At 36.5% G+C, this 24,085-nt stretch carries 18 protein-coding genes and 2 pseudogenes; 15 read left to right on the forward strand and 5 right to left on the reverse strand.

Annotated features, from left to right (window positions below; translation table 11 throughout):
• Positions 1–373 precede the first annotated feature (373 nt).
• Positions 374–2,698: a phage/plasmid primase, P4 family gene (locus tag ACNEUN_RS03690; protein ID WP_463630921.1), complete on the reverse strand. Its 2,325-nt coding sequence runs from the start codon at positions 2,696–2,698 to the stop codon at positions 374–376.
• A gap of 309 nt (positions 2,699–3,007) precedes the next feature.
• On the opposite strand from ACNEUN_RS03690, the gene ACNEUN_RS03695 reads away from it, so the two are divergent.
• The 9 genes from ACNEUN_RS03695 (at position 3,008) to ACNEUN_RS03735 (ending at position 8,806) form a co-directional block, all read left to right on the forward strand.
• A complete protein-coding gene (locus tag ACNEUN_RS03695; RefSeq protein ID WP_004121956.1) occupies positions 3,008–3,220 on the forward strand; it encodes a helix-turn-helix domain-containing protein in 213 nt (70 codons plus the stop codon).
• Positions 3,220–3,426 (forward strand): hypothetical protein, encoded by a 207-nt coding sequence (locus ACNEUN_RS03700; RefSeq protein WP_463630924.1) that lies wholly within the window; start codon positions 3,220–3,222, stop codon positions 3,424–3,426. Before ACNEUN_RS03695 ends, ACNEUN_RS03700 begins: the two co-directional genes overlap by 1 nt.
• A 305-nt stretch (positions 3,427–3,731) precedes the next feature.
• Positions 3,732–4,826 carry an N-6 DNA methylase gene (locus ACNEUN_RS03705; RefSeq protein ID WP_463630925.1) on the forward strand — a complete coding sequence of 365 codons (1,095 nt, stop codon included), beginning with the start codon at positions 3,732–3,734 and terminating at the stop codon, positions 4,824–4,826.
• Positions 4,813–5,952, forward strand: a complete 1,140-nt coding sequence (locus ACNEUN_RS03710) for a restriction endonuclease subunit S (protein WP_463630927.1) — start codon at positions 4,813–4,815, stop codon at positions 5,950–5,952. The genes ACNEUN_RS03705 and ACNEUN_RS03710 overlap by 14 nt, the downstream gene beginning before the upstream one ends.
• Before the next feature lie 3 nt (positions 5,953–5,955).
• Positions 5,956–7,380 carry a type I restriction endonuclease gene (locus ACNEUN_RS03715; RefSeq protein ID WP_463630929.1) on the forward strand — a complete coding sequence of 475 codons (1,425 nt, stop codon included), beginning with the start codon at positions 5,956–5,958 and terminating at the stop codon, positions 7,378–7,380.
• A 181-nt stretch (positions 7,381–7,561) separates the two neighbouring features.
• Complete coding sequence (locus ACNEUN_RS03720) at positions 7,562–7,807, forward strand: hypothetical protein (protein WP_001813542.1); 246 nt, start codon at positions 7,562–7,564, stop codon at positions 7,805–7,807.
• Positions 7,804–8,139 carry a DinB/UmuC family translesion DNA polymerase gene (locus ACNEUN_RS03725; RefSeq protein WP_000806926.1) on the forward strand — a complete coding sequence of 112 codons (336 nt, stop codon included), beginning with the start codon at positions 7,804–7,806 and terminating at the stop codon, positions 8,137–8,139. Before ACNEUN_RS03720 ends, ACNEUN_RS03725 begins: the two co-directional genes overlap by 4 nt.
• A 12-nt stretch (positions 8,140–8,151) precedes the next feature.
• Positions 8,152–8,520 carry a hypothetical protein gene (locus ACNEUN_RS03730; RefSeq protein ID WP_000567222.1) on the forward strand — a complete coding sequence of 123 codons (369 nt, stop codon included), beginning with the start codon at positions 8,152–8,154 and terminating at the stop codon, positions 8,518–8,520.
• The gene (locus ACNEUN_RS03735) at positions 8,507–8,806 is read left to right on the forward strand and encodes a DUF5960 family protein (RefSeq protein WP_001072467.1); all 300 of its coding nucleotides are present in this window, start codon (positions 8,507–8,509) and stop codon (positions 8,804–8,806) included. Before ACNEUN_RS03730 ends, ACNEUN_RS03735 begins: the two co-directional genes overlap by 14 nt.
• A gap of 117 nt (positions 8,807–8,923) precedes the next feature.
• On the opposite strand, the gene msr(D) is transcribed toward ACNEUN_RS03735, so the two are convergent.
• Together msr(D) and mef(A) are read right to left on the reverse strand one after the other, a co-directional pair.
• Positions 8,924–10,387 carry an ABC-F type ribosomal protection protein Msr(D) gene (gene msr(D), locus ACNEUN_RS03740; protein WP_000420313.1) on the reverse strand — a complete coding sequence of 488 codons (1,464 nt, stop codon included), beginning with the start codon at positions 10,385–10,387 and terminating at the stop codon, positions 8,924–8,926.
• 119 nt (positions 10,388–10,506) lie between these two features.
• Positions 10,507–11,724 (reverse strand): macrolide efflux MFS transporter Mef(A), encoded by a 1,218-nt coding sequence (mef(A), locus tag ACNEUN_RS03745; protein ID WP_000417519.1) that lies wholly within the window; start codon positions 11,722–11,724, stop codon positions 10,507–10,509.
• 1,111 nt (positions 11,725–12,835) lie between these two features.
• On the opposite strand from mef(A), the pseudogene ACNEUN_RS03750 reads away from it, so the two are divergent.
• The 3 genes and pseudogenes from ACNEUN_RS03750 to ACNEUN_RS03760 form a co-directional block, all read left to right on the forward strand.
• Positions 12,836–13,006: pseudogene (locus tag ACNEUN_RS03750) on the forward strand (hypothetical protein); the annotation flags it as partial.
• A gap of 372 nt (positions 13,007–13,378) precedes the next feature.
• Positions 13,379–14,806 carry a type I restriction enzyme endonuclease domain-containing protein gene (locus ACNEUN_RS03755; RefSeq protein WP_463631089.1) on the forward strand — a complete coding sequence of 476 codons (1,428 nt, stop codon included), beginning with the start codon at positions 13,379–13,381 and terminating at the stop codon, positions 14,804–14,806.
• A gap of 65 nt (positions 14,807–14,871) precedes the next feature.
• Positions 14,872–15,795, forward strand: coding sequence for an AbiTii domain-containing protein (locus tag ACNEUN_RS03760; RefSeq protein WP_463630936.1), 924 nt, complete (start codon positions 14,872–14,874; stop codon positions 15,793–15,795).
• A 143-nt stretch (positions 15,796–15,938) separates the two neighbouring features.
• Here ACNEUN_RS03760 and ACNEUN_RS03765 read toward each other — a convergent pair.
• Both ACNEUN_RS03765 and ACNEUN_RS03770 read right to left on the reverse strand, forming a co-directional pair.
• A pseudogene (locus tag ACNEUN_RS03765) lies at positions 15,939–16,607 on the reverse strand (GIY-YIG nuclease family protein); the annotation flags it as partial.
• A 624-nt stretch (positions 16,608–17,231) separates the two neighbouring features.
• Positions 17,232–18,290: a hypothetical protein gene (locus ACNEUN_RS03770; protein WP_463630938.1), complete on the reverse strand. Its 1,059-nt coding sequence runs from the start codon at positions 18,288–18,290 to the stop codon at positions 17,232–17,234.
• Between the two features lie 638 nt (positions 18,291–18,928).
• Between ACNEUN_RS03770 and cas3 the strand changes: the two genes are divergently transcribed.
• The 3 genes from cas3 to casB are packed head-to-tail and all read left to right on the forward strand — an operon-like array spanning position 18,929 to position 24,074.
• On the forward strand, positions 18,929–21,766 hold the full coding sequence (gene cas3 / locus ACNEUN_RS03775; RefSeq protein WP_463630939.1) for a CRISPR-associated helicase Cas3': 2,838 nt from the start codon (positions 18,929–18,931) through the stop codon (positions 21,764–21,766).
• Positions 21,767–21,769: 3 nt separating this feature from the next.
• A complete protein-coding gene (locus ACNEUN_RS03780; RefSeq protein WP_463630941.1) occupies positions 21,770–23,440 on the forward strand; it encodes a type I-E CRISPR-associated protein Cse1/CasA in 1,671 nt (556 codons plus the stop codon).
• A gap of 22 nt (positions 23,441–23,462) precedes the next feature.
• Entirely contained in the window at positions 23,463–24,074 is a 612-nt protein-coding gene (casB, locus tag ACNEUN_RS03785; protein WP_463630943.1) for a type I-E CRISPR-associated protein Cse2/CasB, read from the forward strand.
• Positions 24,075–24,085 lie beyond the last annotated feature (11 nt).

Raw genomic sequence — 24,085 nt, forward strand, 5'->3', positions numbered from 1 at the left:
ATTTGCTTGATTTTGCCCATTTACCCTTTTGAATTCGCTGTTTTTGCACGCAAGACCCTGCGCCCGTTCCCGAAGGGGTACTCTTTAGAGATTTGACCCCCCCTAGGGGGTTAGGTTCAGAAAGTAGTATGCGAATAAATTTCTAACAGCACAGTACCTAGGCAGGTTTTCTTTCTTCAATGTTGTCAAAAAGCTGAAATCATTTCAGTATTTTGATTTGTGCATGATAGTATTTCTTCTTCATGCTCAACACAGGTTTGCGATACGAATTACGCAATCATAGGCACCACCTCCTTAAACGTGGCATGATGTGGCAGTTAAATTTCGTTATTGCCTTATAGGGTTATATGGGGATATAGGTTATTAACTGCCACTAGTTGCCACTTAAAAAATCGCTAAACTCACTTTTAAGCCTGTAGCCTTTAAGAAGCGTGGTTTTTTCTCCGCCTGTATTGGGACGCTTTCTTACAACCTCGGCAAATTTTCTTAATTCCTGATTGAAGTTTCTGCTGTTCTCAGAAAAACAGCCGTTATCAATGCACCACTTCTTGTAGTGGTCGTATACAACTGCCGTTCGAATCTCAGAGCTCTGGTCTTTAACGAGTATATCTTCAGCAAACTGTGCCATCTTGTCACTGTCGTGGGCATAACTAAAAATGGCATCAAGAACGCTATTAGGCGGCTTAAAGCCTTCATCTCGGAGGTGGGTAAAGCCTTCAAGAAGCCAGTTTAAAATGGCACTTTGCACCTCTTTTTTAGAAAACTCCGCCTTTAAGGTTTTATCCTGTTCCCACGCTTCAAAATGCCTGTTAAAGGGAATAATCTGCATGCGGTCGCTACTAAACACTGTCATATCGCTGATGACGGGCAGATAATTGGTGTTCACGTACAGTTTGAACTGTGGTTTAAAGTCAAAACTGTTCTCATGCAGGAATCGAGCGTTTAAGGTATCACTTCCCGTCATGTATTTAACTTGGGCTGAATTAAGGAATAGTCCTCGGCTCGGCTCAGATATATTGGCAAAGCGAACACCGGCAAGGCGTGCTACATCCTCGGTCGGCTGTGAGCTATTAGGGTTCTTCTTTAGAGCAATGGTTTCCGCGCGTACCGCTTTTCCGTAATCGCCCATCACAGACAGAACGCTTTCCATGAGTGTGCCTTTACCGTTTCTTGTGCTTTCTCCAAAAAGAAAGAACATGCACTCATAGCGTGTATCACCGCTTAACGCATAGCCTAATGACTTTTGAAGATACAAGGCTTTCTCACAATCTCCGCTCATAATTTCATCGACAAACTGGCGAAAACGTTCACTTCTTGCCTTCGGGTCATAAAACACAGGTGATACTTTGGTAATAAGATCTGTTGCTAAGTGCTTGCGAAATACACCGTGCTGAAGGTCTAAAGTTCCGTTTTGGCAGTTAAATAGATAAATGTTCTTATCGAACGCTTCCATCGAAATGGGGTAAACGCTTTGAGCTTCCTTGATATAAATCTCACGGTTACGACGGCTGCTCCATTTGTTCCAATACTCAACAAGCATGGAACGGGTTCTCTCGTCTTTAATGACACCAGCATAACGTATAAGAGAAAGAGCTAAATCCTTGCATAGTTCCATCGTTTTAAGCGTTCCAATATCGCAAGTCCAACGTACACCATCGAAGATGAACCACATTTTGCGCTCCGGTACATAGTGCAGAATGTTTTGGAAAATATCAGCAAACAATCTGCCATTACCTAAATCACCGTTGCGATATCGTATATTTTCATCAGGCTTTAGTTCCTGTAATTTAGATAAGAGATCATCAAAGTCTTCCTCAGCACTTGCATTATGGAAAGGCTCATAGAAGGTATGACATTTAGAAACAGCTTTCTGAATGGTTGTGTTGCCATAAGTATCCGCGCCACGGTGTTCATCCCACTTAGGACGGAATAAAGCAGACTTACGAAAAAGTCGGTCTATTTGCTCCTTGTTACCGCCACAGTAAAAGGCAAGAATAGACACAAGCGCGGCATCTGCTTCGCTATGAGAAGGGTAAGCCGAAATGTCACCATGCCAAAGTGCTGTAAATTTAGCTCCATTTATGGCGTTGCCAGCTTTTTCAATAACAGCTGTATCGCTTAAATACGAGCTTGCACACGCGTTATTTTCTTTTTCATGAGTGTTTATGTTTCGCTTCATGTACGTGTCTAAAAGCCACATGATGGCTGCATCGTCTTCTAAAAGCTCGCCTTCCTGATACACGTCGCCCGTAACTGTTAGATAGCGATTCGTAGCTAGAGCGCTGTAAACCTCAATATCCCCGTGCTTGATGTAATAAGACTTTTTATCGTATGCGCCATTAAACAGAAGTAGGATATGAAAACCATGCTTACTTGGACTGTATTCGATATAAGCGTGCTTGAAATGGGCAATAATCTCTTTTGCCCAATCTTTAATGATTCCATTATCGATACAGTGGTCTAAATCGATACCTAAGAGATTATCAACAAGCTTTATCCCAATCCCGTCGTATTGGTCTTTGACGTTCAAGGCGGCATCAAGCGAGGTAAAATCGCTTAAGTTGTCTGTAGCTGCTTTCTTTCCCGTTATGGGATTATAAGGCGGCTTAGTGAGCCTACCGTTTTCTTGCTGCTCGTACTTCCATGAACAAAAGATATTCTTGTTCTTTAGTGCTTTTGGCAGTTTCTCTAGATCCATATTTGATCCTCCTTTTCTAGAAGGCTTATCCCTTCTACATCACAGGCAAAAGAAAAAGCCGACTTTTTAACCTGTCTTAAAAGTTTTTTTGACCTTCTACTTGGTAGCCATGAAAGAGGGTGTAATCTGACGGTTTTAGAAAAATTTTTTGATAATAAAAATCTCCTAAGCATTCATTAGGCATTTGCCTTGAATGAATAGCAAAGGAGACTTTTTAATCTGCTATATTCCTAAGCGGCTAACTCTTTATATCGTTGATATACTCACAGAATCGTGATAATGTTTAATTATTAAAATAAGGAGGGAATTATGGCTGTTAGTTACAAAAAACTATTACATCGCATGATTGAAGAAGATATTTCCAATCAGGACTTAATGAGAATGAGCAATATTTCCGCCAACATTATTACGAAACTACGCACTGGGCAGTATATATCACTGGAAAAAGTGGAAGGCATATGCACGGCTTTACACTGCACGCCCAACGATATTTTGGAATTTATAGCGGAGGATGAAAAGTAATGGCAAAAAAGGAAACTGCTGAAAAGGCATTAAATATAGATAGTATACTTTTCAATTGTAGAGATTACTTACGTGCAGCACGAAATTCTGGCTCATTTTTTGAAAAAAGAGATATGATGCTCACACTTGTATTCTTGCGTTTTATCGGTGAGAAATACGAAGACGGCATCGAATCACTCCGTAAGACTTTAATTGAGCGGGACTAGACCCTGATGATGAAAACATCAGAGCCGCATTCTTTGATGATGCTACTTTTGCAGATGGAACATACAACCTTCCTGTAGAAGCAAGATGGTCAACCATCATCAACACACCAGCTCCAAAACTCAATGTTGCACTAGACACTGCATTAAGCAAACTTGAAGCGGAAGATCCTCAGCTTAAAGGTTGCTTTATAAAAGGTACATTTACTACCCGTAATTTAGCAGCTAATGACATCAAGAAAATTGTTGATGAAGTTAATAAAATCAGCCACAAGGCTTTTGGTAAGGAAAAAGATTTAATCGGCTATGTGTATGAATATTTCCTTAAAGAGTTCGCAGTTAATGCAACAAAAGAAGAAGGAGAATTTTATACTCCTCACGATGTAGTTAAGCTTATTGCAGCTATGATTGAACCGTTTGAAGGTAGACTTTACGATCCTGCATGCGGCAGTGGAGGTATGTTCATTCAAAGTGCCGAACTTGTGAAATCAAAGCAGGGTAATCTTAATAGTATTAATGTTTATGGTCAGGAAAAGGAAGCTGCAACTTATCGTCTTGCAAAGATGAATTTGGCACTTCGTGGTATTAGCCATAACCTTGGTGGCACAAATGATTCTTCATTTACCCATGATTTACACAAGGGATTATATTTCAACTACATTATGGCAAATCCGCCTTTCAATCTTAAAGGCTGGTATGATGAAAATCTAAAGAATGATCCTCGCTGGGCAGATTATGGCACACCGCCTGAAAGCAATGCCAACTATGCGTGGATTTTACATATACTATCACACTTAAAACCTTCTAACGGTGTTGCTGGATTCCTGCTTGCTAACGGTGCATTAAACGACAGCGATACATTAGAAATTCGTAAAAGACTGATTCAAAAAGATAAGGTGGAAGCAATTATTGTTCTTCCACGAGAACTGTTTATTACAACGGATATCAGCGTAACACTTTGGATTTTAAATCAGAATAAAAAAGGCGGAAAATACCACGATAGAAATCTTCGCAACCGAGAGCATGAAATTTTATTCATGGATTTACGCACTTGGACGGAGAATGCTGTCAAAGGTGAAAACAAGAAAAAAGTACGCCTTAGTGCCGAACAGATTCAGCGTGCTGCCGATATTTACCACACTTGGCAAAGTGAAGGCACAGACGGCAATAATTATGCCGCACCTGAGCTTTACCGCAGTGTCGGGATGGCAGAAATTGAAAGCAAGGAATGGGCTCTCACGCCAAGTAAATATATCGAGTTTATCGACCATGATTTAGATATTGATTATGACAAAGAAATGGCACGCATTCAAGCCGAGATGAAAGATCTTTTGCGTGAGGAAAAAGAGTCGCAAAAGATGATTGAGGACGCCTTCAGGGGGATCGGCTATGGGATTGAGTAGATATAAGCTGGGCGAACTGATTGAGCAATGTGATGAAAGAAATAGCCATGGATTGCTGTCAGTAGACGACGTAAGGGGTATTTCCACAAACAAAAAATTCATTGAAACCAAAGCAAATATGAATGGTGTAAGTGTTAATTCATATAAAATAGTTGGCACGAATCAATTTGCTTATGTTGCAGATACGTCTAGACGTGGGGATAAAATTGCAATCGCCTATAAAAAATCAGAAGGAGCAATTCTTGTTTCTTCAATTTATACTGTTTTTACAATTAAGAAGAACAACTTGCTTTTATCTGATTTTTTATTTATATATTTCAACCGTCCGGAATTTGACCGCTATTCGCGTTTTAATTCATGGGGATCAGCTAGAGAAACATTCAGCTGGGATGATATGTGCGATATGGATATCGACTTGCCGCCTCTTGCCATCCAGCAAAAGTATGTGAATGTCTACAATGCCATGGTGGCCAATCAAAAAGCCTACGAGCGTGGCTTGGAAGATTTGAAATTAACTTGTGATGCTTATATTGAAGATTTACGCCGCAAAATGCCGTGTGAAAAAATTGGGAAATATATCCAGGAATATTCTCAAAAAAATGAGTTAGGTCTTATAGCAACTTCCGTACGCGGCATAGCGACTAGTAAGGAATTTATTGCTACAAAGGCTAACATGAACGGTGTTTCAGTAGATAGCTATAAAAAAGTTGAGCCTAATATGATTGCTTTTATTTCAGATACATCACGTAGAGCGGACAAGCTATCTTTAGCGATTAATGAATCTCAAGAAACCTATTTAGTTAGTCCCATAGCAACAGTTATGCAGACAGATGAGAAAAAACTGCTTCCTAACTATTTGAATTTATTCTTTTGTAGAAAAGAGTTCGATCGTTATGCACGATTTCATTCATGGGGTTCCGCACGAGAAAATTTTTCATTTGAAGATATGCAAAATGTGCGTATTCCAGTCCCGCCACTACCAATCCAGCGATCCATCGTTGATATTTATACCGTCTACAAACAGCGTCAAGTCATCAACGAAAAACTAAAATCCCAAATCAAAGATATTTGCCCTATTTTAATTAAAGGCTCTATCGAAGAAGGAATCAACTCAAAGGAGGCATAATCCATGGCAAAGTTAAATGAATATAACGGCCGCTACTGTGAATCAGAGTATGAGTATGCCTTCATTGGATTCTTGGAAGCTGAAGGCTGGAATTATATCGCCGGCAATCATATAAACCGCAACAACAAAAGAGATGTGTTGATTGCCGAGGATTTTAAAAAATTCATTGCCGAGACGAATCCGGAACTTACAGAAGATGAAGTAACACAAGTTTTTGATAATGTTCGTCTTGTTGGTGCTGAAAGTGATTTTGCCACCTTACATAAAGTCTATGGTTGGATGGTTGATGGTATTCAGTTTACGCCGCAAAATGGTTTGGCAAAGATGGTACCTCTTATCGACTTTGAAAACCCTGATAAGAATATCTTCCGCGTTGTCAATCAGCTTACTGTAGAATATACAAACAATGGACAGAAGGAAAATCGCAGACCTGATGTGCTGTTGTTTGTTAACGGTATGCCATTATGTGTTGTCGAACTTAAAAATCCGGCTGATGCCAATGCAAAAGTGTATAATGCGTGGGAACAGATTAATATTCGTTATTGGAGAGATATTCCTCATTTATTGCGTTACTGTCCTCTTGCCTGTATTTCCGACGGCGTGAAGACACGGCTGGGAACTGTTCGCACTCCTTACGAGCATTTCTATGCTTGGAGACGTGTGAATGATGATGATAAAGTTTCTACGCTTCCATTTGCTGAAACTGAAACAATGGTTAAGGGTGTATATTCCCCTGTAAGATTTTTAGAGATTTTTAGAGATTATATTTATTTCCAAGATAGTATTTATGACAGTGCCGAAGTTGAAATTGTATGTAGATATCCGCAGTTTTTTGCTGCAAAATTATTAAAGCAAAGCATTGTTAATTCTATCGCTACCGGAAATGGTAAAGGTGGTACATATTTTGGAGCAACTGGCTGTGGTAAAACATATACAATGGCTTTTCTTGCCAGGCAGCTTGCACTTCGTTGTTCTAATATTCCTCAAGTAGGCTCGCCGACAATTATTCTTATCGTTGATCGAGAAGAATTACAAAAGCAGGGTGCAAAGCTATTTACCAAAAGTAAAGAATTCTTAAATCTTGGTGAAGTATCTGTTGTTAAAAACAGAGCACAGTTAAGACAGGAACTCTGTGCAAGACAAAGCGGTGGTTTCTATATCTGCACAATTCAGAAATTCTGCGACCGTGAAGATGATAAAATCGGGCTTATCAATGACCGTCAGAACATTATATGTTTTTCTGATGAAGCTCATAGAACTCAGCTTGAACATTCTAAAAAGATTCAATTCAGTAAAGATGCTGATGAAAATATGAAAGCTATAGTTTCAAAGCCATATGCAAAAGTATTAAAGGAAGCATTTCCGCATGTGCTGAGAGCTTTCTTCTATACTAATAGACGAAAGGGTGTGAAAATGATTTTTAAATGATACTGTGGAACGGAACAGTAGCCCTAGTATTGACTACTGTCGTTTCTATTCATATTGGCTATTCTAGGACTGAGATGAAAAAATCTATAAATGCTCAGAATAAAATTGAACCCGCAAATCTCCCCAAAACAATGGTGAGTCATGTACTTGTATTATTCCGAAAAAATACACCTCTGGTGCAGTGAGACAAATTGGTGTATCTTATAGTGGCTTCGTAGATGAAAGCTATACTCTACTATCACTCTTTGATGATGTAGAACAAATTGAAAAAGATAATAGACTTCAGACAGCTATTGATGTTGTCAGAGAACAGTTTGGTTTTTTAGCCATACAAAAAGGAACCGTCCTAACTGAAGGTTCCAGAAATATTGAACGCAGTAAACTTATCGGTGGTCATTCCGCGGGTGGATTGGAGGGATTAAAATGAAACAAGAAAAAAATACAGTACAATTTTCAGAAATCCGTAGCAAAGGATGTAATGATATTGAAATGCTTGAAAGATTTTTACATGGAATCGTTGAAACAGCAACTTCAAAACTTCGTCAGAGAAAACTCAAAACAACTGAAATATCGATACGACTAGTACATGCTAAATCTGAAAACCGATTACCATTGGAATTTACATTTAGCATTAAGCCAACAAGCTCATCTGTGATAATCTATACTGAGGTAATCAATCGCTTTAAAGAATGTTACACAGGTGGGGGAATTCAAGGTTTTACGATTCAATTTGATAAAAATACCCTTGCCTCTGCATAGAAAGGATTTGATATGATTGACCGTTCATATTTACCATTTCAATCAGCAAGAGAGTACCAGGATACAAAGATGCAAAAATGGATGGGCTTTTTCCTATCTGAACATGCATCAGCACTCTCTGATGATACAAACAAAGTAACGTACATGTCTGACTTATCACTAGAGAAGAAATTATTACTCCTCAGTCAAGTATACGCCGGGCAGCTACGCACACGCATTCAAGTGATTGAAAAAAACAAGCGTGTTTCCTACACTGGAACAATACCAAGTCTGACCAAAGATTTCATTTTGATAAAAACTACAACAGGTCACATCAATTTGAAATTAAAAGACATTATTAGTATTGAACTTGTCGAGGAGGTGCTCTATGAATCAGCTTGAGTTTCAGCGTAATCACCTACAAATGGACTATTATAGCGAGAGCTACCAAGATTTTGAACGTGACTTCTACCGCTACTCTAACATGAATATTCCATTGACCTTCCTAACTGATGATATCCTAAAAACAATGGCGACTTCACGTAAGAATTACTTTGTCCTCAATAAGGAAAAGTCCAGAGATAACCGCGATCACTTCTTCATATTTGAAGTAAGTACCGTAGATGAGAATCCGCTAATCTATCATTATACATATAAGAAAACTACAATATATTTAGCAGAAAAATAGGAGCAGTTCAATTGACTGTTCCTATTTTTAATATTCATAAAATCTAAAGTCTTTATACTCTTTAACAATGGAGTCGCCAACCAGAACAGACTATACTGACCAGCGACTACCTTAAATTTAATGTTTCAGATTTATTTTCTTATCTCTAATTTCATAAACTACATCTGCTACATTTTCGAGTAATCGTTTATCGTGGGTGATAAACACGATAGTTCCGGTGTACTCCTTCATTAGTATTTCCAAAGCCTCTAAACTTGGTATGTCAAGGAAGTTACTGGGTTCATCCATTATTAGGATGTTATATCTACCCATGAGCATTTTAGCAAGCAACAATTTTATAATTTCTCCACCGCTTAAAACAGATAAACTTTTTCCAATATCGTTCTGTTTGAACCCCATAGATGCTAGCACTGAACGAATTTCTGATATATTGTAGTCACAATCCTTCTGCATAAACTCCATAACATTCTGATTACTGTTGTACTTGTAACCATTCTGTGCAAAGTAACCTATTTTTGCCTTAGGCGAAATAGAAATTCCTTCTTCATGGTTTAAGATCATTTGGATTAAAGTTGTTTTTCCGATTCCATTACCACCAGTTAACGCCACTTTTGCTCCTAACGGAATTTGAAAAGATGCATTTTCAAACAGAGCCTTATCCCCAAATACTTTATTAATTTCTGCACCGACTATAGGGTATGGATTATGGAGCTCCAATGCTTTACTTTGCCTGAAACGAATTCTGCGAATGCCTTCCGGAGCTTCTACTTTTCCTAAGGCCGCAATCCTGTGCTCTAGGGTTTTAGCAGCATTATACATCTTTTTTTCCTTACTTCCTATTGATTTTTGATGAGCTAAACGCCCTCCGTCTTCAGTACTTTTTTTCTTTGAAGAACCTTTTGCCTTCTGTTCTATTTTACGAGCCTGTTTTCGCTTTTCCTCCGCAGCTCTTTCCAATCGGGCACGTTCCGCAATAAATTGTTCGTATTCTGCAGCTTGGCTCTTACGTTCTTCCTCTTTCTGACGAAGATAATCAGAATAGTTTCCCCAATACTCAGTGATTTTGCCATCTTTCAGTTCCCATATTTTATCTACTATTTCATCAAGAAAATAGCGGTCATGGCTAATAACTAACAGTGCACCTGTAAAATATTTTAGCTGTCCTATTAGAAAATCAATTCCTTCACGGTCTAAATGGCTCGTAGGTTCATCCGCTAAAATACCATGAACCTGTGCCGATAAGGCCTGTGCTATTTTAAGCCTTGTTTCTTCACCACCGCTCATAGTCTGTATATTTAATTGCTCAACACCTAGCTTGCCTACAAGTGCAAAATCTTTTTCCTCCTGCAGAGTTACTTCGTCCAACTGGGGAATATAGGCAAGTTCACCCAGACGATTCATTTTACATCCTGGGGGAGTTAATTCTCCTAAAAGTACCCTGAGTAAAGTGCTTTTTCCAGCACCATTTGCTCCTACTAAACCAATACGGTCATAATCATATACTTCTAATTCATTTATATCTAAAACATCGCGTCCTTTGAATTCCACACGAATGTCTTTTGCTTTTAATATTAATTCCATAACATTTCCTCCTGTCTATAATCGCATGCTTTCATTTGCTTGTATGCAGGGAAAACCCTGCGATTTTAGCAGGAAGAGTTACATGAAAATAAGATACATAAATATTCCTCCAATATTGTTTATTTTAAATCTAATTTTCTAACCTCAGTTATCATTTGGCAAACTATAGCAATGCCAATAATTAAAATACCTGATAGTAAAAACCAATGATTTACACCGATTTTATCAGCAAAGAATCCAGAAAGAATTAACCCAATTGGCATAGCAAGTGACATGATACTTCCGATCAAAGAAAATACACGTCCTAAATATTCAGGCTTAATTTTCTCCTGAAAAAGAGCTGTTTGCACACCGCTATAAAATGGCACCGAAAGCCCCATTATTGCACAGCAAACTACGAATATTACAAATCCATTTGGAGGAAGTATTCCCGAAACGGCTAAACTGGTCCCCATTATAAAAAATGAACTTGTTATTAGTAATACATGCTTTTCGAAGCCCCCTAATCTTCCTAATAATAAGCCTCCTGCTAGCATCCCAAATGCAAAGGAAATTTCCGTAATAGAAATATGCACAGGCGTTCCATTAAAGTGTTCCATGCTTATTAAAGGAAATAGTGCATTGATTGGCATATAAACAAAAGTATATAGTGTTCCTAAGAGTAATAAGGCAAACAATCCTTTGTTTTGTCTCAGAACCACAACTCCTTCTTTCATCTCCCTTATGAAATTTGGTTCTAAACTTTGCACTTGATTACCCAGCTTAGGTATACGTACAATTGCTACCGTAATAGATGCAATCACAGCACCCAATACGTCGATGGCAATAATAGCATTTAAATCCCAAACGGAGTATAAGAGTGCTGCAACTGCCGGACTAACAATATAGCTTATAGACTGCAAAGACTGACTATAGCCTGCGCATTTCGTTAGCTGTTCTTCTGGTACTAAAAGTGGTGTAACCGCATTGAGTGCTGGGGTATGAAAAGCTGTTCCAATGCTACGGATAAACAATACTATCATAATCATCCAGACAGGTAGCTCCATACAGAATGCAACAATAGCAAGCACTGCACCAGCTGCTGCGATAATTAAATCGGCACCAATCATTATCTTCTTCCTATCATGACGATCCACTAGCACACCAATGGCAGGTCCCAAAATCGCATAGGGTAAAAAACCTACTAATGAAGCCATAGACAAGACCATCGCAGATCCTGTTTTTTCTGTAAGGTAAAAAATAATCGCCATTTGCAGGATGGCACTAGTGATTAATGATACTGCTTGCCCTGCCCATATTGCATAAAATTTTCGTTTCCAATTGTTGTATTTTTCCATTTATATTATCTCCTGCATATTATTTTGCTTGAATTTCTATTTTGAATAGCATTCTAGGCAATAAAAAATGCAGGCCAAACCCCACAATGTGGCTTTTGGTCTGCATACATACAATTTGGAAACATTCATATTAAAGACATAGTTAAATAAAGGTATAGTTAAATAACCAATATCCTCACCGTAACTAATGAATGCTCAATATCGTATAAATAAGCACAACAAAAAAGCCTATCATCGGGTATAGATTCTGCTTTTTTTATTGCCAGCTTATCTTAAACGCATTGAGGCTGTCATAGTTTCGGTTCCTCCTACATCTTTGTTTATATCAATTTATAGTATAACACAACAAGATGATATGTTCAATATAAAAGTTATGGAATGAGACTCATACTTCCAATTCGATGCCAGATTTAAAGGATATGACGAAGTTTTCTTCATAGACTGTAACGCTCTGGATTATCTTCCTTAGTAGCAAGCGATTAGCTTTCACAAAATCTTCTGTTTGTAGTTTTAAAAATTCATCAGGATTTTCTAACTCAACCTCAAAATATTTCATTTTACATTCCCTCATTTCATTTATTGATAAATTGAGTTTGCAAAAAAGAGTGGACAATTTTTGTCTACTCTTAACCTTTAAAATAGTTTTTTTTAATCGATTTGAAGTTGCCTAAATTATTACTTATTCGGTAAAATGAAGTATTGCTTTCAACAGATTTCCTTCAACTACACTTCACTTGATTCAAACAAGGTGGGTACATTTCTATTCCCACAAACTCCTTGTCAATGGAAACAAACACGTACCCACAGGGTAAATGGAAATAGAAACTGATAATTTCTAGCTATCACTTCTACTCATTCCAAAAATTTTCTCACTCTGATACTTACCCACCATAAAGCAAAAAGCCTTGCAATCAAGGCTTTCATTATCCCTTTCGTTCAAAGGTTTCTAAGCTTTTACGAGCAGAGCGACACACTCAGCGGTTCGCTATCTCCGTTCTGTCTGCGTGCTAGCACTTGTCAATCACGGACAGCTATCGCATGGGCGGAAGTAAATGCTAATCTTCGTCGTTTTACTCCTTGACTAGCAAACTTACCGCCTCAACATGCTACGTTTGTAGGTTTCACAGGAACTCCTATTGCCGAAACATATCAGACCTTTGGTCAGGAAATTGATAGATACACTATGGATCAGGCGGTCGCAGATGGACTAACTGTTTCTATTAAGTATCATCCTCGTATTGCCAAGGTGTTACTTGATAAGACCAAAGCTAAAGAAATTGAAAATTACTATAAAAAGTGTGCCGATGATGGTGCAACGTATGATGATATTGAAGCCAGTAAACGTGCAATGAGTTCTATGGAAGTTATCCTTGGCGAGCCTTCTCGCTTGGAGAGGCTTGCTATAGATATTCATGACCATTATATTTCATCTTGTGATAGTGACCCAGATAGAATTCAGAAAGCAATGATTGTCTGCTCTAACAGAAAAATTGCATATTCACTTCTTTTGAAATTCAAAGATAAATACCCAGAATGGTTTGAAGAAAAGAAAACTCCTGACGGAGTTACTGCAACAGATGAAGAACTTAAAGAATTAAAGCCTATGCCATTTATGGCTATGGTATCGAGTGTTGGAAGTAATGATGAAGCTGAGATGTATAACTATCTTGGTGGCGTTAAAAATGATAAACGTTGCGAAGAACTGGATGCAGCCTTTAAACAGGAAAAGTCTAATTTCCATATTGTTATCGTAGTTGATATGTGGATTACAGGGTTTGATGTTCCGTCACTTACCTATTTATACAATGATAAGCCTTTGAAGAAGCACTTGCTGATTCAAACTATCAGTCGTGTAAACAGAAAATATCCCGGCAAAGAATATGGTATGGTTATCGACTATATTGGCATTCGCGATAATATGCGTGAGGCCATGAAGGTTTACGGTGGTGATACATCAGTTGCTCCCACATCGGATGACGTTGAGCAGGCTACCTCTGCATTCAGAGAGGAGATTGAAATACTTAAAGCACTGTTTACAGATTATGACTTAGCTCCATTCCTTAATACGAAATGTGACCCTGTTGAAAGATATAAATTACTTTCCAAAGCCGCTGAGTATGTCTTTACATCAGCACAGGTCTTGCAGACAGAAGGAAACGGAAAAACTAATCAGGTCTCGTTTAAGACATATTTCTTAAAGTCTGTTAAGAGAATGAGAAGTGCTTTTGATATTTGCCAACCTTCTGGGAATCTGGGCGAAGAAGAATCTGCGCTTGCACAGTGCTTTATGGCTATAGCAGGTTTCGTTCGTAAAATGAGCGGAACCAGCGATGTTGATGCTGAAACTATGAATCTTGTGGTATCAAAGATGGTTGAAGAGGCATTAAAATACAATAAGGTAGAAAGTGTTCTTGAAAGTGGCGAGGAAGAAGATATCTTCTCTCCTGAATACTTTGAAAAATTATCAGATGTAGAAATGCCTGCTACAAAGTTAGAATTACTTATCAAAATGCTCCGTAAGCAAATAAAGGAATATGGCAGGGTCAACCAATTAGCAGCGAAATCTTTCCAAGAAATGATTGAAAAGACTATTGATGAGTACCATGAAAGACGTAAGCACCTTACTGCTGAAGAAGCCGGGGCGACACAGGAAGCTGCCTCAGAAGATATTATTAAGGCTGCAACTGAACAAGCTTTAGTGATACTTCGTCAGATGAACGAAAATCGTGAGAGTTTCCGTAAAATAGGATTAACCTTTGAAGAAAAGGCATTCTATGATATTTTGATTGCTCTTCGTGACCAGTATAAGTTTGAATATGGCATTGACAAAGAAGTTAACGGTGTTGTGATAAACGATAAATGCAAGACACTTGCTAAAAAAGTTAAGGAAATAATAGATACCGAGTCTTCATTTGTGGACTGGCTCAACAATCAGAATGTGCGTAATCAGTTAAAATTAAAGATAAAGATTTGTTTGGTTAAGAACGGCTATCCGCCACAGTATAGTCCTGAAGTGTTCACAAAGGTTATGGAGCAGGTAGAAAATTTTGAGGAGCATTCTGAAACAACTCCAGAAAGTTAGGTTATTCCTTTTTCTTATTGCTTCTATGTGAAGAACTATGATGTTTGCTGAGAATAGTGCCCTATATGGTAGAAAGAAGGATGGTGAATAACATGGGAAGTATTGTTTTAGAATTACAGAATGAAATTGTGTCATCAAATTGCGATGTTGTTAATATATTACGCAAAGCACATTTGATTGCATCAAAATTAAAGCTTGCTGATTTTGATCAATGGATTAAACACGAATTAAATGGTTATCCTGACGAAGAATCTTGCCCTGAGTACAGAAAGGTTCGTGGAAGTTTAAAAGCTTTCAATCCTTATCGCGGTTGGATTCCAACCTCAATACAGGATAATGAATACGAAAAAAAGATTTGTGAAAGAAAGTTAGTAAATTCAATTTCTGAAATCATTTCTTTATGTCAGTCCTCAGGAAATGTATTAACTTTAGATTTTTCAGGCGAACAACTTGCATTGTTTGATAAAATGGCTGATTCGCTACCTCCAATGGATTATGCATTACATGTACCTACAACTGCAGTTAAAGACATTGAAGAAAAAGTCAAAAATACTATTTTAGAATGGACATTGAAATTAGAATCGGAAGGTATTGTAGGGGAAAATATGGTTTTCTCTGAGAATGAAAAAGAATCCGCAGTGAACATGCCGCAAACCGTGAATAATTATTACGGGAATACAAGTGTGATCAATTCGCCATCCGATAATGTACAGATAGTGTCTGGAAGTGAGAATACAGTTACATTTTCCTATGATAAAGTTAAGGATGTAGTTGATGCCGTTGAAAAAAGTATTAGTGAATCTGATTTATCAAAAGAGGATATAGAAACAGCAACAGAATTATTAGCTGACATCAAATTAAAAATTGAAGAAGAGAAGAAACCGCATATTTTAAAATCAGCATTGGTCGGACTAAAAGACTTTTTAATCAATACAGGTGCCGGCGTTACTGCAGGGGTAATACAAGCTAAAATACAAGGTTTGTTCTAAAAAATCTCCCATACCATTTCGTTACTTGAGAATAATAAAACGACCATACAGAGTATTTCTACTCATGTATGGTCGTTATTTCTTATGTTCCCGCTTAAAGGCTTTCGTCGGTTTTCTTTTAATCCCTTACTGAACGCCCCTTTAGAGTTACACTTATTTTTTGATTGTAGAGCTTCATTAACTATATCTATAACTTTGCTTTCAATACTCTTCTGTTCAGTAGTCAATTTATGAAACGGTGACGCTTTAAATAAAGCTGAGTCGCGAATAATTCCTTCTTCTGGAAATAAATCTGGATCCATGTCATGAAGCTGAACCCATATTCCAGAAAAAATACGTTCAAACTCTTCTTCAGGATAATATTCACCCTGAGGATTGGTTCTACGATTAGTAACTTCATTAATTGAATCGACGCTTAACAAGTACTGCATAAAGCGATTTTCAACATCTAGAGTAAGTGATTTATTAAAATGCTCATTAGCAATAATATACTGTTTTACTTTACCTTCAGACAGTTTCTCCCAATCATCTCTGATTTTAGTATCAGAATTCAGATGCTGTTTTGTTCTTTCCTCAATATTGTTAGTTTCACCAACATAAACTGTATATTTTTCGTATTCTTTTTTATGAACAATATAAACAGTTGGAAATTTCAGCAAGTAATGCTTCAAAACCTGAATAGTTTGGTTATCAAGATCACTTCTTTTATACTTTAGATTTTCATTAATGCTATGTTCTAGTTCATTGTCTTTGAAAACCTTATAAGGTAAATCAACAATTATGGACTTAGGCGGAACAATAGCTTTCATCATGATTCAATGATAACTATTTGATAAGAAATATTCCATTAATAAAAACTACTAAGAGTGGCAAATTTACAAATGTTTTTTCGAATTGAATACTTTTATTTTAGCAGTATAAATTTTTGACTATAAAATTTAATTGTCGTATCAAAACTGTTTCATTAACGCAATAATTTTGATACGCTTGCGTACTATCTATATAAATTAGATTTAATATACAAACAAAGTTGTGCAATAAAGCAATATTTGGTAACATAAAGTATAGGAGTCTTCCTACGTTGAAAGTCGGCTTCATGCCGTCGGTTGATTTACTCACCTTAGGCGTTGTGTGGGCTCCTTTATTTGTTGACTTTCAACCAGCAATCAATATTTAGAGGCTTGCGCTTTGTATGGTAATTTTCCGAATTTTTATAATGCGCTGTATCATACAGGTCAAGCACAAGAGGAATTTTATTATTATCTACTATAAACTACGAAAATATAGACAATGATCATTTTCTTCATGCGCAAGAAAAACAAGCTATAGAACTCATAGAAAAGTGGAAATCTGAAAGCAAGAGTAATTAAGAGTGTATACAGTTCTGCCTGAAATTCCTTACAATGCTGTAATGGGAATTCATACAGAACTACAAACTACCGTACTTTGCGCCAACGCAATCTATCGTCGTTCGCGCCTAGTTTACACATCATAAGAGTTCCTCGTATAGTCACTCCTTGTTGTCCGGAAGTAGAGCAGAAGCTTCCCGGGTGTACTAGAGGAAGTTGCTGTTGTTGAGGCTGCTGTTGAGATAGTTGCTGAGGCTGTTGCTGAGGAACAGGAGCTGGTTGTTGGGTAGGTGCTGGTGCCGGCTGCTGAACTGGTTCTTGGACAGGTTGTTGATTCTCTTGCTGTTCTTCTGCGTTCCTATTTTCAGATTGTGTAGAATTTGAATTGGAACTATCTACAGATGATTTGTTTGTTGAATTCTTTTTTGTGCCTGTTTTGTTAGTGTTAGTTTGATTTTTATTGTCAGAATCCCCATTTGAAGACGACTTTGGTTTATTTTTATTATTATCTTTGGAACCCTTGGATTTGCTATCTTTATCTTTTTGGGAAAAAATTGAATCCTTTTCAATTTCGCAAGACAAGTCATTCTTTTTTACGGAACAGATTTCGTCAGAGTAATGATTTATGGCAAATTCTATTTCTGTTTCATCAAACTTAAGGTCTTCAAGTTTTGACTTTGCGTCTTCTTCAGTTAAATTATTATCATCTTCTACGAGTAGCCTTAATTTTCTTACTGCCACATTGTTGAAATCGTAAGTGTCGTCTAAATAATTTATAGCAGATTCGGAATCTTTCGCGGAGCATCCGGAAGTTGTCATCTTTTTCTTAATAACGTTCAAGGACAAAAAGTCGTCAACTACATAGTTTTTTGCTATATTTTTACATTCTGATGCACTTAAATTGGTTTTAGTGTTGTTTGGTTTATTTTGCTGAATCGAGCCTATGACACCAGCTACTAAAAAGATTATTAATATAGTTAAGAGTATATGTTTAAGTTTTTTAGATTTTGTATTTTTTGGATTTTTTGCATTATTTGGCTTGTGAGACATGTTGATCTGATTCTTATCATATGATGTAGCGCTGTTATTTATAATTTGAGTTTTTTGTACGTCACTATTTCTGTCAGAAACATCATTGTTATTCATAGAATATCTTTCTCTGCTGTAAATACTTGATATATCTTATTACCGTCTTTATGAGTACTGTTACAGTTTAAACGCATTTTGCTTATTTTGTGAATAGAATTTATGTTAAATATTTTCTATTCTTCAAATTAGAAAAATTGTAAGCTTATGAAGATTAAATGCGTATCAAAACTGTTTCCTTAACGCAACAATTTTGATACACTTACGTTATGTCTATTTTTGTGAATGATACTCTTCTTACATGTTAAACACCTACATCTTCTTGACTTGCGTAAGAGTTATATGTTGCTCTCAGCAAGCTAGTATTTGTTCTATAAACTGACTTAACTGGATACGAACAAGATCTAAATTAAGGAATAACAATAACCAAGAATCACAATAACAATGTTGTTGATGTATAATCGCTTTTGATAGAGTTTCCCGCATATGCGGGGGTGATCCTTCTGTGTTTCGTGTTCTATCGTCTTTCTCGCATTGGCGAGGCAATTATTTGAGCTTCAAATGCATGCAATACGTTTGAAGCTCAAATAGTTTAGTAATAAATATGCAACACATCCTTTCTTAAAGCTCTTATTAAGAGTATATTTGCCATTATTTAATAATCATTGTGGATTAGGAAAAATGGAAAGACGGTAACCATGAGTTGTAATCACGTTGTTAATCCTGAATTATGGGGCAAAAAGAGAGAAGTTAATGGTACTATGCAATGGCTTCCTCTTGCTCAACACCTTGAAGATACTGGAAATGTTATTGGTCAATTATGGGATCATTGGCTTAGTGATGGTCAGCAAAGATTGATTGAATCCTCATTGAGCAAACATGTTGATGCAAGAAAATTATCTCAATTTTTAGGATGCATACATGATATCGGTAAAGCTACTCCCGTTTTTCAGTTTCGCAAATCGTATTCAAATTCAGAAGATTTAGATATTGCGTTAAAAAATAAGTTAGCTGCTGTTGGTTTTACAAATATTGATTATTTTATTGATAATGCAGAAGATTGCTCGAGTAGTCATCACACTATAACTGGTCAAGCTATTCTTTCTAATGCTGGAGTTCCTGAAGGAATTTGTGCAATCGTTGGCGCTCATCACGGTAAGCCTTTAGATGATGATTTTGTTTATAAAAATAACGAATCTGCGTATTCTGACCATTACTATCAAAGTGAAATTGAGAGTGAAAATAGTAAATTATGGAAAAAATTGCAGAATGATATTTTGGATTGGGCTTTAGAAAGAAATGATTTTTCTAATGTAGATGATCTTCCAGAAATAAGTGAGCCAGCACAAGTTTTATTGTGTGGTTTAGTAATTATGGCTGATTGGATTGCTAGTAATGAACACTATTTTCCGCTTATTCAAATAGAAAAAGATTTAATAGAAAATCAGGAAGAAAGATATAGAAAAGGTTGGGAAAAGTGGTTGCAACATGGTTCTAAAGACGTATGGGAATCATTAAATTGTTATAGCGATGTTTCGCAAATATACAAACATCGTTTTGGTTTCTTGCCAAATAATATTCAGTCAGCGTTGTACAACGTTATTTCTAATTGCGAAGAACCTGGAATTTTTATTCTTGAATCTGCAATGGGTTCAGGAAAAACAGAAGCTTCTTTAGTTGCTGCTGAGCAATTGGCAAATCTAACTGGAAGAAGCGGAGTATTCTTCGGTCTTCCTACTCAAGCAACTTCTAACGGAATGTTTAGACGAGTTGAGGATTGGCTTAAAAGTGTGAATCGTGATTTTCAGGGTGAAATCGGTTTACGTTTAGTTCATGGTAAAGCTGAACTGAATGCAGATTATGCGCATTTACCGCATGGAATGCAAAATATGAATGATGGTTCTGAGAGTAAATCTAGTAATAATGATGCGAATAATAATGGAGTAATACTTAATGATTGGTTTACTGGGCGAAAAACCGCAATGTTGGATGACTTTGTGGTTGGTACAGTAGATCAATTTTTGTTAGCTTCGTTAAAGCAAAAACATCTTATGCTTCGTCATTTGGGATTAAGTAAAAAAGTTGTAATTATTGACGAAGTGCATGCTTATGACGCTTATATGAATAAGTATCTTGAAGAATCTCTTACTTGGATGGCAGCATACGGCGTTCCTGTTGTGTTACTTTCTGCTACTTTACCTGCTAAGCGTAGAAAAGAACTTATAAAAGCCTATATGTGTGGGTTGTTGGGGTTTAATTGGAGAGAATGCGATAAATCTAATGTTGATTTTGAAACAAATAATTATCCTTTAATCACATACAGTGATAAAAACTGTGTAAAACAAAAATTTATTGAAAATGATGTTAGTGATAATAAATCTATTTCTGTAAGAAAAATAACAGACGATAACTTACATGAATCATTTGTTAGTGAGCTTAAATCTTTGCTAAACAATGGTGGTATTGCTGGAATTATAGTAAACACAGTTAAAAGAGCTCAGGAAATTTATAATGCATGCGTTGATGAGTTTAATGATGACGAAGTTATACTTATTCATTCGCAATTTATTGCTACAGATAGAGTTAGAAAAGAACAACAGATTTGCAATATGATAGGCAAGAATGCTCATAGACCTGCTCGTGCAATAATTATCGGTACGCAGGTATTAGAACAGTCGCTTGATATTGATTTTGATGTTTTATTTACTGATCTTGCTCCTATAGATTTATTACTTCAGCGTGCTGGTAGATTACACAGGCATACGATAGAACGCCCGGAAACTTTCACAGAGCCAATTTTATATGTGTTGGGAACCAGTGAGTGTTATGAATTTGATAAAGGTTCAGAGTCTATTTACAGTAAATATTTACTTATGAGAACTCAATATTATTTGCCTGATGTTATAAATATGCCTCAAGATATTTCTCGATTAGTGCAAATAGTTTATGGAGATAATCCTTTAGAGTTACAAGAAGATTTGAAAGATGCGTATACTGCTGCAAGAAGAGAACATGATTCAGTAAGAAATAGTAATGAAAGTGCTGCAAAAACATACAGAATTGAAAATCCAAAATCAGAAATCGGTAAAAGATCTATTGTTGGTTTGTTGAAAAATTCAATTACAAATGAATCTGATGAATTTGCATGTGCTCAAGTTCGCAATAGCGGCGAATCTATAGAAGTTATTGCTGTGAAAAAAGTTGGATCTGGCTATGGAACTTTCCATGATTGTGAAGATATTTCGCAAAATATTGATGATTCAGAAGTTGCAATGAGACTTGCTCAAGAAACAGTAAGACTGCCTTGGATGTTTGTGTCGAACAGTAATCGCTTTGAAGAAACAATTAAAGAGTTAGAAAGAATACGAAAGCAAAAACAGTTCCAAAACTGGGATAATCAGCCTTGGTTGCGAGGTTCTTTGGTGCTGCTATTCGATGAAAATAATATTTGCGAATTATCGAAATACAGAGTTGCTTATTCTGAAAAAAGTGGTATTGTATGTATAAAGAGTTCGGAAGAAGACAGAAAGGAATAAAAGGTGAGCAGGTTTAATCTACTAGATGAGCCTTGGATTTCCGTCATTGTAGACGAAAAAGGCCACAATAAGCTCGTATCAATGACAGATGTGTTTAAGCATGCATCTGAATATAAAGCTCTTGCTGGCGATATGAAAACTCAGGACTTTGCATTGCTTCGTGTTTTGCTTGCTGCGCTTCATACTGTTTTTTCTAGGTACGATATTCAGGGAAATTCTCGCGAATTTGATTCAGGTGAAGATAATGAAGATGATTTCAATGAAGAAACAATGGATATTTGGCGCGAAGTTTGGAATTCAAAAAAGTTTCCAGATGCAGTTTTCAAATATTTAGAACAATGGCATGATCATTTCTACCTTTTTGATGACAAATATCCATTTTTCCAAGTACTTAAACAGGATATCGATAGTAAAAAACTAGGCGGTAAATCTCCTAGTGAGATATCTGGTAAAAATATAAATCGATTGATTTCTGAAAGTAACAATAAAATAGCTGTATTTTCTCCAAAAGATAATGTTGATAACAACAAATCATCACTTACGCAGCCGCAATTAGCAAGATGGATTATTACGTTACAGTCATACGCTGGATTGGCGGATAAGACCATTTTTGGTACGGAAAAATATAAAGCTTCTAAAGGTTGGCTTTTTGATCTCGGCGGTATTGAGATAGTAGGATCCAATTTATTTGAAACTCTTATGCTCAACTGTGTGCTTGTTGGTGAAATGCAATCTCCTGAGAAAAGGCAAAAGCCATGTTGGGAATATTCAGGAACAGAAAATATTGAAAATTCATTTTACGAAACATTTATTGACAATATTTCCCAGCTTTATACTCGATGGAGTAGGGCAATATATATAAATCCTGATATTGATATTGACAAGCCAATATCGGTTTCTATAGTGAAACTTCCTGATATTAATCATAAAAATGCTTTTATTGAACCAATGACAGTATGGCAATATAACAAGGAAGGTGAAAACAAGGACAAATACACTCCAAGAAAGCATAGAACAGAAGAAGCTATGTGGAGATCATTTGGACTCCTTACATCGCAAGAATTATATGATGGAAGCGTAAAAAATCACAAACCAGGAATTATGGAATGGCTTAACAAAATTAAACATGATATTACTGGTTCTTCTATTTCACTGCAAGCCATAAGTATGAAAGATGACGGCAATGCTACATCTTGGGTTCCTACAGATGAAATATGCGATACTCTGTATATTGATGAAGTCGTAGTAACTGATAATGCTGACGATGGATGGGTATACAGAATTAACAATGAAGTTGAGTATACAAGATCTGCCATAGGATTCATTTACAAGCAATTTCTTCTAGACATATGTGAAATACGCAATAGAAATAAAGATGATGCAACTAAATATTCTGCTAAGTACATTAGTCAGGCTTATTTCTTAGTTGATCAACCGTTTAGAGAATGGTTAGCAAATATTAAACCAAAAGATTCAATGAATGAACGTTGTACTCAATGGAGAAATACTTTGCATAACATACTCATAGATGAGGCAAAAGGAATGCTAGAAAATGCAACATTGCGCGATTTTACAGGTAGACCATCTGATCAAAGCGAGAAAGAATCTACAAAAAATATAGTTACAGCTTACAACATTTTTACTAGTCGATTAAAAAAATTATCAGGAAAATAAAAGACACAGAAAGGAGGCTATTATGGCTGAAAATCAAAGCAAATCTGTTGAAGTATCAAGCGCTGTCAGTAAAATCATAAATCAATTCTTGAACGGCTCAGATATTTCATCGAGACGAGCTATGCTTGCTCAACTACGCCACACAATCGGTAAGCCATTAAGTCAGTCAATAGAAATATGGCCATGGATATTAAACAATGTGCCAGAAAGCTTCATAGATAAATATGGCGAAGTTAGCTACCAATTGCGAGCTGTTATAAACACTTTGCAAATTTACGCATTGTATGAACAAGGTGTTGTAGAAAAATCAAGTTATAAAGATTTGAACAAATCTGAAGATTCAGAAAATGAAAAATCTTATAACAATATGGGAACAGCTTTAAGAACACTAAGAAGTGATGAAGGCGTACGTGGAGCTATGGATAGGCGCTTTAGTGTTATGATCACTGCAAGCGATTACGAAAGTTTTTACTACTACCTTCGTCAACTAGTTCGACTACTAAAAAGCAGAACAAAAGAAAACCAACAAGCGATTGATTATTCTAAACTAGCTCACGATTTGTATTTGCTTCAGTTTGAAGATTCAGAAAAAGTAAGACTTTCCTGGGCACAAGAATATTATCGCTTCAGCTAGTAACAATAACT

The sequence above is a fragment of the Gardnerella sp. C0684A1 genome, assembly GCF_055326835.1.

Coding starts and splice junctions, on each gene's coding strand:
- ACNEUN_RS03690 (WP_463630921.1), bottom strand. CDS start 2,698: ATGGATCTAGAGAAACTGCCAAAAGCACTAAAGAACAAGAATATCTTT.
- ACNEUN_RS03695 (WP_004121956.1), top strand. CDS start 3,008: ATGGCTGTTAGTTACAAAAAACTATTACATCGCATGATTGAAGAAGAT.
- ACNEUN_RS03700 (WP_463630924.1), top strand. CDS start 3,220: ATGGCAAAAAAGGAAACTGCTGAAAAGGCATTAAATATAGATAGTATA.
- ACNEUN_RS03710 (WP_463630927.1), top strand. CDS start 4,813: ATGGGATTGAGTAGATATAAGCTGGGCGAACTGATTGAGCAATGTGAT.
- ACNEUN_RS03715 (WP_463630929.1), top strand. CDS start 5,956: ATGGCAAAGTTAAATGAATATAACGGCCGCTACTGTGAATCAGAGTAT.
- ACNEUN_RS03725 (WP_000806926.1), top strand. CDS start 7,804: ATGAAACAAGAAAAAAATACAGTACAATTTTCAGAAATCCGTAGCAAA.
- ACNEUN_RS03730 (WP_000567222.1), top strand. CDS start 8,152: ATGATTGACCGTTCATATTTACCATTTCAATCAGCAAGAGAGTACCAG.
- ACNEUN_RS03735 (WP_001072467.1), top strand. CDS start 8,507: ATGAATCAGCTTGAGTTTCAGCGTAATCACCTACAAATGGACTATTAT.
- ACNEUN_RS03755 (WP_463631089.1), top strand. CDS start 13,379: ATGTATAACTATCTTGGTGGCGTTAAAAATGATAAACGTTGCGAAGAA.
- ACNEUN_RS03760 (WP_463630936.1), top strand. CDS start 14,872: ATGGTAGAAAGAAGGATGGTGAATAACATGGGAAGTATTGTTTTAGAA.
- ACNEUN_RS03770 (WP_463630938.1), bottom strand. CDS start 18,290: ATGAATAACAATGATGTTTCTGACAGAAATAGTGACGTACAAAAAACT.
- cas3 (WP_463630939.1), top strand. CDS start 18,929: ATGAGTTGTAATCACGTTGTTAATCCTGAATTATGGGGCAAAAAGAGA.
- casB (WP_463630943.1), top strand. CDS start 23,463: ATGGCTGAAAATCAAAGCAAATCTGTTGAAGTATCAAGCGCTGTCAGT.